General features: G+C 70.6%; 12 protein-coding genes. 4 read left to right on the top strand and 8 right to left on the bottom strand.

Going from position 1 to position 12,555, the window contains the following annotated elements; translation table 11 throughout:
• Positions 1-89 precede the first annotated feature (89 nt).
• Positions 90-1,460: an FAD-dependent oxidoreductase gene (locus D7V80_RS36825; RefSeq protein WP_120592524.1), complete on the bottom strand. Its 1,371-nt coding sequence runs from the start codon at positions 1,458-1,460 to the stop codon at positions 90-92.
• Between the two features lie 79 nt (positions 1,461-1,539).
• On the opposite strand from D7V80_RS36825, the gene D7V80_RS36830 reads away from it, so the two are divergent.
• The gene (locus D7V80_RS36830) at positions 1,540-2,031 is read left to right on the top strand and encodes a DUF4442 domain-containing protein (protein ID WP_014393608.1); all 492 of its coding nucleotides are present in this window, start codon (positions 1,540-1,542) and stop codon (positions 2,029-2,031) included.
• On the opposite strand, the gene D7V80_RS36835 is transcribed toward D7V80_RS36830, so the two are convergent.
• Complete coding sequence (locus D7V80_RS36835) at positions 2,032-3,174, bottom strand: triacylglycerol lipase (protein WP_120592525.1); 1,143 nt, start codon at positions 3,172-3,174, stop codon at positions 2,032-2,034.
• Between the two features lie 129 nt (positions 3,175-3,303).
• Here D7V80_RS36835 and D7V80_RS36840 point away from each other — a divergent pair, with 129 nt between their 5' ends.
• Positions 3,304-5,382 carry a S46 family peptidase gene (locus D7V80_RS36840; protein WP_120592526.1) on the top strand — a complete coding sequence of 693 codons (2,079 nt, stop codon included), beginning with the start codon at positions 3,304-3,306 and terminating at the stop codon, positions 5,380-5,382.
• Between the two features lie 53 nt (positions 5,383-5,435).
• Here the strand turns inward: D7V80_RS36840 and D7V80_RS36845 are convergent, their stop codons facing one another.
• Positions 5,436-6,299 carry a hypothetical protein gene (locus D7V80_RS36845; RefSeq protein WP_120592527.1) on the bottom strand — a complete coding sequence of 288 codons (864 nt, stop codon included), beginning with the start codon at positions 6,297-6,299 and terminating at the stop codon, positions 5,436-5,438.
• Positions 6,300-6,562: 263 nt separating this feature from the next.
• Between D7V80_RS36845 and D7V80_RS36850 the strand changes: the two genes are divergently transcribed.
• Both D7V80_RS36850 and D7V80_RS36855 read left to right on the top strand, forming a co-directional pair.
• Entirely contained in the window at positions 6,563-7,174 is a 612-nt protein-coding gene (locus D7V80_RS36850; RefSeq protein WP_120592528.1) for an adenylate/guanylate cyclase domain-containing protein, read from the top strand.
• A 38-nt stretch (positions 7,175-7,212) separates the two neighbouring features.
• Positions 7,213-7,863 (top strand): glutathione S-transferase family protein, encoded by a 651-nt coding sequence (locus D7V80_RS36855; RefSeq protein WP_120592529.1) that lies wholly within the window; start codon positions 7,213-7,215, stop codon positions 7,861-7,863.
• A gap of 6 nt (positions 7,864-7,869) precedes the next feature.
• On the opposite strand, the gene D7V80_RS36860 is transcribed toward D7V80_RS36855, so the two are convergent.
• The 5 genes from D7V80_RS36860 to D7V80_RS36880 all read right to left on the bottom strand — a co-directional run bounded on the left by D7V80_RS36860 (position 7,870) and on the right by D7V80_RS36880 (position 12,495).
• A complete protein-coding gene (locus D7V80_RS36860) occupies positions 7,870-9,102 on the bottom strand; it encodes a type II toxin-antitoxin system HipA family toxin (RefSeq protein ID WP_120592530.1) in 1,233 nt (410 codons plus the stop codon).
• A complete protein-coding gene (locus D7V80_RS36865; RefSeq protein ID WP_120592531.1) occupies positions 9,099-9,353 on the bottom strand; it encodes a helix-turn-helix domain-containing protein in 255 nt (84 codons plus the stop codon). The genes D7V80_RS36860 and D7V80_RS36865 overlap by 4 nt, the downstream gene beginning before the upstream one ends.
• 113 nt (positions 9,354-9,466) lie before the next feature.
• Positions 9,467-10,075: an HAD family phosphatase gene (locus D7V80_RS36870; RefSeq protein ID WP_120592532.1), complete on the bottom strand. Its 609-nt coding sequence runs from the start codon at positions 10,073-10,075 to the stop codon at positions 9,467-9,469.
• 14 nt (positions 10,076-10,089) lie between these two features.
• Positions 10,090-11,982: a methyl-accepting chemotaxis protein gene (locus tag D7V80_RS36875; RefSeq protein WP_120592533.1), complete on the bottom strand. Its 1,893-nt coding sequence runs from the start codon at positions 11,980-11,982 to the stop codon at positions 10,090-10,092.
• Positions 11,983-12,057: 75 nt separating this feature from the next.
• Positions 12,058-12,495 (bottom strand): host attachment protein, encoded by a 438-nt coding sequence (locus tag D7V80_RS36880; protein WP_120592534.1) that lies wholly within the window; start codon positions 12,493-12,495, stop codon positions 12,058-12,060.
• Positions 12,496-12,555 lie beyond the last annotated feature (60 nt).

A 12,555-nucleotide genomic window follows, 5' to 3' on the forward strand; every position in this document is an offset into this window, starting at 1 on the left:
GGATGGGGCGGGCCCTTGGCCACGGCGCGACATGTGCCGCCTGTCTGCCCGGCTGGCTCGGAGGGCGGGCGGCCGGGCGTCGCCGATGCTCAACCCATGTCGGGGGCGGTCAGCCGGGCGGCGACCTCCGTGGCGGCGCGCTCGCCGGACTCCACCGCGCCGTCCAGGTAGCCGCGGCCCTCGATGGCCGTCTCCGTGCCCGCCCAGTGCACGCGGCCAAATGGCGCCCGCAGCGCGTCTCCAATGGCGGTGAGGGTGCCGGGGCGGGGCAGGCCCCCGTAGCAGCCGGTGCTGAACGGCTCCTGCTTCCAGTCCAGCGCGGCGACGGCCACGGGTGACAGGGCCCGGGGGCCGAAGAAGCGCGCGAAGTCCGCGAGCGCCGCGCGGTGGAGGTCTTCAGCGGGGCGGCCGGTCCACGCGCGCGCGGTGTCGCCCAGGAAGAAGCCCACGAGCGCGGGGTGGCGGCCATGGGGGCCGCAGTCGTCGAAGCACAGGCGCACCGGGCCCACGTCGCTGACGGCCTCGCCGGACAGGCCCGCTTCGCGCCAGAAGGGCGTGGCGTAGGTGGCCACGACCTTGATGACGCTGCCCATGGGGATGTCCGCGTGCGCGCGGCGGCGGCCCGGCGGCAGGTCCGCGCCAAAGTCGATGCGCTCCGCGAGCGCGGGCGGCGTGGCCACCACCGCGTAGCGCGCGCGGAAGGTCCGGCCGTCCTCCGTGGTGGCGGTGACGCCGCGCACGTCCTGGAGCAGGGCCTTCACGGGCGCGGAGAGGACGACGCGGCCCTGGGGCAGTCCTTCCGCCAGCCGCCGTGAGAGGGATTGCGCGCCATCCACGAAGCGCTCCGCCTGGGCGCCGCCCTCGATTTCGGTGAGCGGCATGAGGCCGCCGTTGGAGTGCACGTAGGAGAGGAAGCTCAGGAAGGAGAGCTCGGAAGGCTCCGCCGCGAACACCGCGCGGGTGGCGATGTCCAGCGCGGCGCGGGCGCCCCAGGTGGGCACGTGGCGCTGCTTCCAGTCCTCCACGGTGAGGGCGTCCCACTCGGCGGCCTTCGGCGCGGCGGCGGGCTGCTCACGGGGGACGCGCTTCGCCAGGCCATCCAGCTTCCAGATGATGCGCTGCAAATCCAGGAGCGACAGGAGCGGCAGGGACGGGACCTTGCCCTGGTACGTGCGGCGCTCGCCGCGCACCTCCAGCACCTTGGTGCCCTGGTGGTGCTGGGGAAAGCGCTGGAGGCCCAGGCCGTCCGCGAGCTTGAGCACGTGGCGCTGCCTGGGGCCCACCCACTGGCCGCCCAGGTCCACGAGCCCACCGCCCAGCTCGCGGGTGAGGGTGCGGCCACCCACGCGGTCGCGGGCCTCCAGCACGGCGACGGTGGCGCCGGTGCGAGCGATGTCCCGGGCCGCGGTGAGTCCCGCGACGCCCGCGCCGATGACGACCACGTCCGCGCTTTCACCCATGGTGTGGCGGACTCTATGCCGGAAGCGGTGGGTGGCTAGGATGCGCGCGGGCCGTCAGAAGGGAAGGGTGGAGGACCGGATGTTCGCGTTGGAAATGGTGGAGAAGGTGCGGCAGGTGTCGCCGGGCGCGGCGAACGCGCTGACGACGTTGGCGGTGAAGAACATCGTCCCCCTGGCGAAGGCCATGGGCTACCGCGTGGACGAGGTGACGGACGCGCGCGTGAAGGCCACGGTGCCGCTGGACCGCAAGACGAAGAACCACGTGGGCAGCGTGTACCTGGGCGCCCAGGTGACGGTGATGGAGCTGACGATGGGCGTGATGCTCTTCCGCCGCTTCCCGCCGAGCCAGTACAAGATGCTGGTCAACCGCATGGAGGTCGCCTTCCACGCGAAGGCGAAGACGGCGGTGAGCGCGGTGTGCGAGCCGGGGGAGGAGCTGCTCCAGAAGCTCGCGTCGGAGCTGCGCGCGACGGGCGACAAGGCGGAGGCGTGGATCCCCGTGCGCCTGCTGGGCACGGACGGCCAGTGCGTCGCTGAATCGCGCTTCCTGGCCGTCTTCAAGCGCGGGTAGCTACTTCGCCGGTTCCTCTTCCAGGAGGAAGTCGCCAATGGTCTTCCACATCGCCTCGAACTGGGGGCGGCGGAAGCCGGAGCCGGAGATGAGCCAGTCCACGTGCGGGGGCTGGTGCGCCGGCTGGTCGAAGTGGCCAATGGCATCCAGGTGGTCCGCGCGCACCGCCGTCAGCACGCGGCCGTACACCTGCGAGCGCGTGGGCACGATGCCGTCACACGCGGTGGGGCCGGGCATCGCGCCGTAGGCCTGCACCAGCGCCGCCGTCTGCGCGGGCGTGTGCAGGGGCAGCTGCGTGAGCGGCATCCGCTGCGTCTGGCCGTACACGAACGCGTAGATGGTGTGCGTGAGCTGCGCGTACGGATCCAGGCCCGCGGCCAGGCGCGTGCGCAGCGACGGGGGCCGGGCCTGCGTCACCACGGAGCCGTAGCGCACGCCGGGCCGGTCATGCGTGCCGCCGTTGAACAGGTCGATGCCCTCCGGCGTGAGCTGGGGGATGAGCGACGTGTCACGGCCCACGTCCCACAGGAACTTCGTCACCGCGTCGCGCCGCTCGCTGGAGAAGTCGCCCAACAGCTGGTCGAAGAGCTGATCCAGCAGCGTGGCCTTCCACCCCAGCTGATCATCCGCGCGCGACATCAGGTGCCCGAAGCGGAACACCACGCTCAGGGGCAGCCGGCCGAAGCGCAGCACGTACATGGTGAACAGCGACAAGAGCTTCAGGAGCTGCTGGCCGAAGAGGCCCAGGAAGAACGTGGCCAGCGGCGTGCCCGCGTGGGGCGCGGACAGCGTCACCACGGAGCGCACTCGGCGTGCGAAGGGCTCCAGCTCCAGCGTGTCCGACACCTGTGCGCCGGGGGAGACGAACAGGCGGGCGTCCAGGCCTCCGGTGGAGTGGCCCACCAGGTGGATGGGGCCGTCGTCCCCGGAGGCCGTCTCGCTCACGGCCTTGAGCAGGTCCGCGGTGCGCTGGCGGATGGAGGCCGTGGGATGGGAGACGATCGTCACCACCTCCGCGTCGACTCCCCGGCGGGCGAGGTCCTGCTTCAGGAGCTCGTACGCATGGCCGAAGTAGAGGAGCTCGCCCAGGTTGGTGAAGCCGAAGAATCCGGGGACGAGGTAGACGTGGTGCTTCACGGACATGGGTCGCCCAGCATACCCCACGCTCCCGGGATGGGCTTGGAATACCCGGCGCCCCACGCGGTTGACGCCCGCCCGGTTGCATTGACAAAACGGCCGCCCGTTTCCCCTACCCACGAAGGAAGACTCTCCGTGTACCGCACACTGCTCGCGCTTGGCCTGCTGTCGTCCCTCCCCGCCGTGGCGGAAGAGGGCATGTGGACCTACGACGCCTTTCCCGCCGCCCAGGTGAAGAAGGCCTACGGCTTCGAGCCGACCCAGGCGTGGCTGGACAAGGTGCGCCTGGGCTCCGTGCGGCTCGCGGGCGGCTGCTCCGCCAGCTTCGTGTCGCCGGACGGCCTGGTGATGACGAACCACCACTGCGTGCGCAGCTGCATCGAGGAGCTGACGACCGCGAAGGACGACCTGCTGGCGAAGGGCTTCCAGGCGAAGTCCGCGAAGGAGGAGCGGCGCTGTCCCAAGGTGGAAGCCAACCAGCTGGTGGAGATGACGGACGTCACCGAGCGGATGAACACGGCGACGAAGGGCCTGTCCGGCGCGGCCTTCAACACCGCGCTCAAGAAGGAGATGGCCGCGGTGGAGGGCGCGTGCACCACCGGCGCGGACGTGCGGTGTGACGTGGTGACGCTCTACAACGGCGGCAAGTACCAGCTCTACAAGTACCGCCGCTTCCAGGACGTGCGGCTCGTCTTCGCGCCGGAGTTCTCCATGGCGGCGTTCGGCGGGGACGCGGACAACTTCAACTTCCCGCGCTACGGCTACGACGTGTCCTTCGTGCGCGTGTGGAAGGACGACGCGCCGGCCAAGAGCCCGGACTACCTGCCGTGGGCCAAGGAGGGCGCGAAGGAGGGGGACCTGGTCTTCGTCTCCGGCCACCCGGGCGGCACGGAGCGCAAGAGCACGGTGGCGGAGCTGGAGTTCCAGCGCGACGTGGCGCTGCCCCAGACGCTGCTCCAGCTGTCGGAGATGCGCGGCGCGCTGCGCGAGTTCACCAGCGCGTCGCCGGAGCGCTTCCGCGTGGCGCGCTCCAGCCTGCGCGGCGTGGAGAACGGGCTGAAGGCGCTGAAGGGTCGTCAGGAGACGCTGGCGGATCCGGCGGTGCTCGCGCGCAAGCGGCAGGAGGAGGCGGAGCTGCGCAAGCGCATCGACGCGAATCCCCAGGCCAAGGCCCTGACGCAGGGCATGTGGGACGAGACGGCGCAGGCGCTGGACACGTGGCGCCGGATGATGAACGACTACCGGATGAAGGGCGCGGGGGATGCGTTCCGCTCCGACCTGTTCTCCTACGCCCAGGCGCTGGTGCGCGCGGCGGATGAGCTGCCCAAGGACAACGCGGAGCGCCTGCGCGAGTACACGGACGGCCAGCTGCCGGCGCTGAAGCAGCGGCTGCTGCGGGAGGCGCCCATCCCGGCGGAGCTGGAGACGCTGACGCTGACGTTCGGCTTCAACAAGCTGCGCGAGACGCTGGGCGCGGATGATCCGTTCGTGCGCCTGGTGCTGGAGAAGGAGGCCCCGGCGGACCTGGCGAAGGCGCTGGTGAAGGGCTCCAAGCTGGGCGACGTGAAGGTGCGCCAGGCGCTGCTGGAGGGCGGCAAGGCGGCGGTGGCCGCGTCGAAGGACCCGATGATCGTCCTGGCGCGCAAGGTGGACGCGGAGACGCGCGCGTCGCGCAAGCGCTACGAGGACACGGTGGAGGCGGTGCTCAAGCGCAACGGCGAGCGGCTGGCGAAGGCGTACCTGCTGGTGAACGGCACGGCGGGCGCTCCGGACGCGACGTTCACGCTGCGGCTCAACTACGGGCAGGTGAAGGGCTGGGATGACAACGGCAAGGCCGTGCCGGCGCTGACCACGTTCGGTGGGGCCTACGGGCGCGACACGGGCAAGGAGCCCTTCAAGCTGCCGGCGCCGTGGGTGAAGGCGAAGGGGAAGGTGCCGGACGCGACGCCGCTGGACATGGCGACGACCAACGACATCATCGGCGGCAACTCCGGCTCACCAGTGGTGAACCGGGACGGGCAGGTGGTGGGGCTCATCTTCGACGGCAACCTGCCGTCGCTGGGCGGGCGCTACCTCTACGTGCCGGAGACGAACCGCGCGGTGGCGGTGCACGGCGACGGCATCATGGCCGCGCTGGAGCACGTGTACGGCGCCACCCGCGTCGTCAACGAGCTGAAGGGCGCGCAGGCGGCGTCCGCGGCTCCGGCTCGCTGAAGGGGGCGACCTGGTCCTGAACCTGTCCGACAGTCGGACAGGTTCGGGACGGCTCATCGTCCCGAGGGCTTCCGGAGCCGGGCCTTCTCGGCACGCTCCAGCAGGCCTTCGGCCTCCAGCGCGGCGCGCACTGAGGGGATGTGGCCCCGGTGTTCCTTGAGGCGCTGGAGGAACAGCCGCACCATGAACCGCGGCGGCGGCGGCGTGCCCCACCTGTCGGGCTCCAGCGAGTCCAGGAAGGGGAGGACGTCGTGCACGCCGAGCAGCGGGCGGTACGGCAGCCGCTCCGCGTGCGCGCGGTTCGCGGGGGCCTGCTCGTTCACCTTCCGCGTGTAGCGCTCGCGCAGGAAGCGGTTGAAGGTGGCGTGGCCCTCCGGTGCCTTGAGGAGCGTGCGCAGCAACTGCGCCATTTCCCCCCGCTCCATCTCGTGCGTCTTGCGGCGCTGCTCGAAGCGCAGCCAGTAGCGATTGCGCCACGCCTTCTCGACGGGGTCCTCGAACGCGGTCGAGTACTTCACGTGGCCGAGCGCATGCTCGCCGATGACGCCGCGGGGCAGCAGGCTGCGCACGTGGCTCAGGCGATCCTCCCGGCGCAGCTCGCGCGTGCGAGCGGTGGCCCAGCGGATGAACGGCATCACCTTGTCGCCGTCGCGCCGCCACCGCACCTCCATGCTGATCTCCTTGCGCTCCCACGGCGCGAAGGAGGGCAGGTCGTCCTCCGCGTCCCCGGCCTTCATCCACACCGCCAGCTCCTGGCGGGCCTCCTGGCGGGCCGAGCGGTGGATGCGCGCCTTCGCGGAGCGCGCGGCCTCCCGGTTCTTCGATGGCAGCAGCGAGCGCGCCATCTGCCGGACCTTCTCGTCTGAGTGGATCATCGCCCGCACGACCTCCGTGGCCGCCGTGGACGGGGCGCGCACCCGTCACCTGACTCGCATTGGACGTCTCCCACCGCGACGCGTCGGGTGCAGGACAACGGCGGTCCAGAACCTGACGGGTGCTTGGTGCGTCGCGTCAGGAAATCGCTACCGTGGGGATGCGGACCTGGATCCGCCTCTGTCTTCGCACGGTTGCGTTCCCCGGAACGTCGCCGTCCGGGCGCCTTCCCGGGGTGGTTGGGAGCCGGCGCCCGACGTGCGGTAGCATCTCGGTCGTCTCATGCCGGGGGGAGGGAGGATGCACGATGGTGGTGGAGGCCCCGGAGCCCCGGACGATGTCGGCCATCATGTTCACGGACATGGAGGCCCCCGCAGGTCAACGCTGGCGAGATGAGTCGCTACAACAAGCGCTGCATGAGGAGCACGGCCAGCTGGTGCGCGGACTGCTCGCACGCCACGGTGGCCGCGAGGTGAAGCGGATGGAGGAGGGCGGCTTCCTCCTGGAGTTCGAGTCGGGTCCGCCCGCGGTGGCCTTCGCGCTGGAGTGGCGCGCCGCCGTGGATGCCCGCAACCGCGCCGTCCCCAACGAGCGGCGCATGTCCGTCCGCGCGGGCGCGCACCTGGGCATGGTGGTGCACCGCGACGGCGACGTGTTCGGCGAGGGCGTCAACCTGGCGGCCCGCATCGAGTCCCTGGCGCGTCCAGGCACCGTCTACGTCAGCGAGACGGTGGCCGCGCAGCTGGAGGGACGGCTGAAGGCGCCTCCCGTGAAGCTGGGCCGCAACGAGTTGAAGAACATCCGGCTGCCGGTGGCGGTGTTCCGCATCGACTCGCCGGCGGAGGGCCGCGACGGACGGGCGCTCCTGTCACGCGTGCGTTCACTGCTGGGCCGTAAGCGCGCGCGCGCGGACGGTTGAAGCTGACGGCCGGACGCGCGGCGGTATGGTGCCGCGCCATGTCCGAGCTCACCCTGGTCGTTGGTTCCAAGAACTACTCTTCGTGGTCGCTGCGCCCCTACCTGGCCCTGGCCCACACCGGCCAGCCGTTCCGGGAGGTGCTGGTGCCGCTGGACACGCCGGAGACGGCGGCACTCATCGCGCTGCATTCGCCCAGCGGCCGGGTGCCGGTGCTCAAGCACGGCGACACGGTGGTGTGGGATTCGCTGTCCATCTGCGAGTACCTGGCGGAGGCCTTCCCGGAAGCGAAGCTGTGGCCGGAGGACCGCGCGATGCGCGCGATGGCGCGCTCGGTGGCGTCGGAGATGCACTCGGGCTTCACGGCGCTGCGCACGAACCTCCCCATGGACCTCACCGCGCGCAAGACGGTGCCGGGGGTGGACGCGCCGGGCGTGCACGCGGACATCGCGCGCATCCAGGCGCTGTGGGTGGGCTGCCGCGAGCGCTACGGCAAGGGCGGCCCCTTCCTCTTCGGCGCCTTCTCCATCGCGGACGCCTTCTTCGCGCCCGTCGTCACCCGCTTCGTCACCTACGGCGTCCCGTTCCGCCCGGAGAACGCCGCGTACCGCGACGCGGTGCTGGGCCTGCCCGCGATGCTCAAGTGGACGGAGGCCGCCCAGGGCGAGCCGCCGCTCGCGCGCTACCGGTAAGGAGCGCTAAGGGGCGCGGAGCTCCTGCAGGCGCTTGTGCATCGTCCGCCGCAGGAAGTCCGTGCGGCGCGCGTCGAAGCCAATCTCCTCCAGGCGCTCCAGCCAGGGCTCCGCGCTGGTGCACAGCTTGTCTAGCATGGCGCTGACGGCCTTCGCGTTCACGCCGTAGCGCTCGCCAAAGGCGATGAAGTGCGCGCGCCGGAAGTTGTCGTCGCGCCCTTCGAACTTCAGGGCCATGCGGTGATCGCCGTAGGGCAGGGTGGTGAGCAGGTCATAGGCGGGCGACAGACGGAAGCCGCCGCCGGGCCCCTCCGCCAGGATGCTCACGTTCTTGGCGTGCAGGTCCCCGTTCCCGATGAGGTAGCTGAACGCGAGCAGGTGGAGGAAGCGCGCAAGCTCGGGAACAGGCGCGGCGCAGGTCTCGCGAAGGCCCTCGGCGATGGCCGCGCAGGTGAGCCGGTACTTGTCGCTGGTGTAGCGATTGAGGAACTGACAGGCATCCTCCTGGTGGATGCGGCGCAGGCGCTTCTCCGCCTTCATCCAGCTGCGATCAAAGCGCTCGACGAGCAGCCCGTCGTTCCCGTCGCGGTCATGGACGAGCCGCGTGGTGGCGACGCGCAAACCACACTGCTTCGCCATGCCCATGAAGAAGTGCTCGTTGCGCACGAGCTCGGGCTTGTCCCTTGGGTTGAGCTTCAGGATGTAGTCACGCTGCCCCGACGAAGACACCGGGAAGGAGATGGTGGAAGCGGAGATCTTCTCCTGGACGCCTGGAATCGTCGGCTCGGTGTTCTCCGTCCCCAGGCGCGGAAGGCTCTGGGCGAAGAGGTCCGTGAAGAGAACGGACTCGGGCTTCCACTTCGCTCCGCGAGGGGCGGGTCGCGGGAATGTCTGCCCCTGGGGAACGACGGAGAGGTTCCCCACGGTGTCGGCCCCCGCCGCGACCAGCAGGCTGAGCAGGTCGTCTTCCGACGTCTTGACGTTCTGGAGGAGGACCCGCAGCCGGAGTCCTTCAGGAAGGAGTCCCGCGAAGTAGGTGTGGAGGTTGGCGCCCAGGGTCTCGGTGCGGCGTCTCGAATAGGGCAGGTGGACCGCGATGCCACCAGGCCTTGCCGCGTGTTGCTCGAAGAAGTCCGCCGCGTACTCGAAGATGGAGCCGTGAGCGGTCCGGGTGATGGAGCCGACGTAGGTGGATTCGCGCCACACCTCCGCGACCTCGATGTCGGTCGGGCGGATCATGACGCCGGCTCGCTCACCCGCAGGCGGTGCTGGCCCGGCTCGAGCGTCAGCTGGAGTCCCAGGACATGGAGGACATCCAGGAGCTTGTCCAGGCGCAGCGTGGCCTTCTTGCCGCTCTCCACGTCGTAGATGAAGACAGGTCCACATCCCGCCAGGACGCTGACCTCTTGCTGGGTCAATCCAAGCTTCGTGCGTTGCGCCCTGACGGCCTCCGCGAGGGGGCGGAGCCAGGAGGTTTCCGGTCGAGCCATGTGCCGTGGACTCCTGAAATCCATCCGTTCGAATGGATTTCAGCCCGGAATGTATGGGCGTGACAGGCCGTCACGTCAATATCCATTCGAGCGGATGGATTCAGAATCCACCCTCACAGCCCCAGCGACTTCAGCTGCGCGTCGAACGCGGGGGCGTCCGTGAAGACGAACCCGCGCAGTCCCAGCGCGCGGGCCGCGTCCACGAACTCCGGCAGGTCGTCGAAGAAGGCGGCCTCCTGCGGCGCGCAGCCCGCCTTCTGGAGCGCGAGCTGGTAGATGGCCGGCTCCGGCTTCACGTGCCCCACCTCGCAGCTCATCACCAGCGCGTCGAAGCGCTGGAGCACGGGCAAGAGCGGCTTCAGATAAGCCACGTGCAGCGCGTTGGTGTTGGACACCAGCACCAACTTCACGCGGCCCGCGAGCCCCTCCACGCGCGGCAGCACCGCGTCGTGCACCTGGAAGTGGCTGCTCCAGAGGGGCGCGAACTCCTCCATGGGCAGCTCCACGCCCAGCGCGCCGCAGACGTCCTGGCGGATGCCCTCCGCGTCCAGCAGGCCCCGGTTCGCAGCCGTCCAGCCCGCGCCGGTGAGCCTTCTGGCGGCCTCCCGCGGCTCCAACCCCGCCCTCGCCGCGAGCCTCGCGAAGAGCAGCGCGTTGTCGTGGAACACCAGCACGTTGCCCAGGTCCAGCAGCACGGCCTTCACGGCGGGGACGGCGGACACGAATGGCTCCTGTTTCAGATGCGGTAGGCGCGCGCGACGCCTTCCATCTGGCTGGCGACTTCCTGCAGCCGCTTCGCCGCGCCGGTGGTGGACTTCAGGCTGGTCTGCGTCTCCGTCATCATGGAGGACAGGTCCGTGACCGCGCTGAAAATCTGGGCGATGCCCGCGTTCTGCTGGTTCACCGCCCCGGCGATCTGCCGCGCCGCCGCGGCGTTGTCCTGGACGATGGTGGCCAGCTCCTTCAGGTGCTCGCCGCTGGTGCGCACCTGCTCCAGGCCTTCCGCGACGCTGGAGTGGCTCTGCTCCGTCATCTTCGCCGTGGAGATGATGGCGTGGCCCAGGTCCCCCAGGATGTCGCGCACCTTCTCCGTGGCCTGGATGGACTGGTCCGCCAGGTTGCGGATTTCCCGCGCCACCACGCTGAAGCCCTTGCCGTGCTCGCCGGAGCGCACGGCTTCAATGGCCGCGTTGAGCGCGAGCATGTTGGACTGGTCCGCCAGGTCCTTCACCGTCTGGGTGATGCCGCCAATCTGCTGCGTGCGCTCGTTGAGCTGCACGATGCGCATGGCCATCTCCCCGGACTGCTCGTGCAGCCCCTGGAAGCCGCCCAGGCTGTCGCGGATGGCGACCTCGCCCGCGCGGCCCACCTCCTCCGCGCGCGACGCCACGCCCAGCACCGTCTCCGCCTTCTCCGCGGCCAGGAGCGACGTCTGCTTGATTTCCTGCGCCGTCACCTGCGTCTCCTGGAGCGCGGCGGCCTGGCGGGCCACGTTGCGCTCCTGGACCTCCGAGGCGAGGTTCAGCTCCGCCACGGTCTCGCTGAGGACGTGCGTGCCCTCCTGGAGGCTGGTGGCCGTCTCGCGCAGGTTCTTCATCATCTGCGCGAAGGCCTGCGTGAGCTCACCCACCTCGTCCCGCCCCGCCTTCACCTCCATCTCCTGCGTGAGGTCGCCCTCCTTCACCACGCGGCGGACCACCTCTCCGAGCGCGCGCAGCGGCCGGGTGATGCCGCGCGCCAGCACCCACGAGCCCAGGCCCACCGCCGCCACGAAGAGGGCGGCCAGCCCCAGCACCAGCCGGCGCATCCCGTTGAGGGGCGCGTAGGCCTCCGCGGGGTCCACCTGGGCGATGAACCTCCACCCGTCCCCCACGTCACGCACCTCCGAGCCGTTCACCGCGACCACGGACACGCGGTCCGCGTCGTCGTGCGCGCCCCGGCGCGTGTCGAACAGCGTCCGGCCGTCCGCGCCCTGGACCTCCAGCGAGAAGCTGGTGTGGCCGCGGAGCTGGGCGCGGGTGAGCGCGGGCTTCACCAGCTCGCCCACCTGGCCCCAGTCGAACGCGGCGAGCAGCACGCCCAGCCGCTGGCCGCGCTCGTCCATCACCGGCACCGCCAGCGGCAGCACGTGCACGCTGTAGATGGGATCCTCCGCCTCCACGCCCTCGGCGGTGGTGGCGCCGGCCTGCGCCTTCTGGAACCACGGCGCCTTGCGCACCCCTTCCGCGCTCCCGGCGTAGGCCTCACGCAGCGCGGGCGTGCTGGCGGAGACCGCCACGCCGTCGTCGCTGAAGAGCACGATGCCGTTGAGGGTGAGATAGCGCCGCTGGAGCAGCGACAGCATCGCGTCGCTCGCGGTGGGGTCCTTCGTGCGCAGCGCCTGGCGCAGGACGGGGTCCTCCGCCCAGCTGTGCGCGCTCGACTCGCGCTCCGCCAGGGTGGACTCCAGCAGGTCCTTGAACCCTTCGGCCTCCATGCGCAGGGAGGTGTGGATCTGCGCCTCCGTCTGCTGGCGCATCAGCTTGTCCTGCAGGCCGGTCAGCGCCAGCAGCGGCACGCACGACACCAGGGTCATGTACAGCAGCAGCCGCCCACGCAGCGTCAGGGACGGCAGTTTGAAAGAAGGCATGGCACGCCGGCGCAAGGAGAGGACCCGGATTCCTATACCAGAACCCGGGCCCCAACCCCCTGTCCGGCTGGCCGCCTACAGCACCGGCACCCGGTCAGGCAGGTCCCTCGCGGGCAGGTTGGAGTAATCCGCGTCCAGGTCCAGCCGCACCCGCTGCTTCACGCGCGTGCTCAAGAGCCCCCGGAGCAGGCCCAGGAACCCCGGCGGCGCCGCGATGACCACCTGGTCGAACGCGTGCGTGTCCACGCCCTTGTCCAGGCGGGCGGACAGCTCCCGCGCGAAGCGCTGGTGCTCCAGCTGCCGCCGGCCGTCCGGCTCGTTCTCCGGCACCGGGCCGTGCAGCGTGCCCGCGTTGGGGTTGTCCGCCTGGTTGAACAGGTCGACGGGCTTGGCTCGGCTCTCGTCATGTTGGAACTGCTCGATGAGGTCCCACTTCTCCGCCTTCGCGTCCGTGGCGAAGAGCCGGGCGCGACTCGCGTTGGCCACCAGGATCCAGAGCCTCTTGTCCGCCATCTTCACGCCTCCTTGTCTCTTGAGGGATGCGGACCCCCACCGGCCCCGGCAAGCTTCCCC

Origin of the sequence: Corallococcus sp. CA054B, from assembly GCF_003611625.1 — a bacterium.
Lineage (GTDB): Bacteria > Myxococcota > Myxococcia > Myxococcales > Myxococcaceae > Corallococcus > Corallococcus coralloides.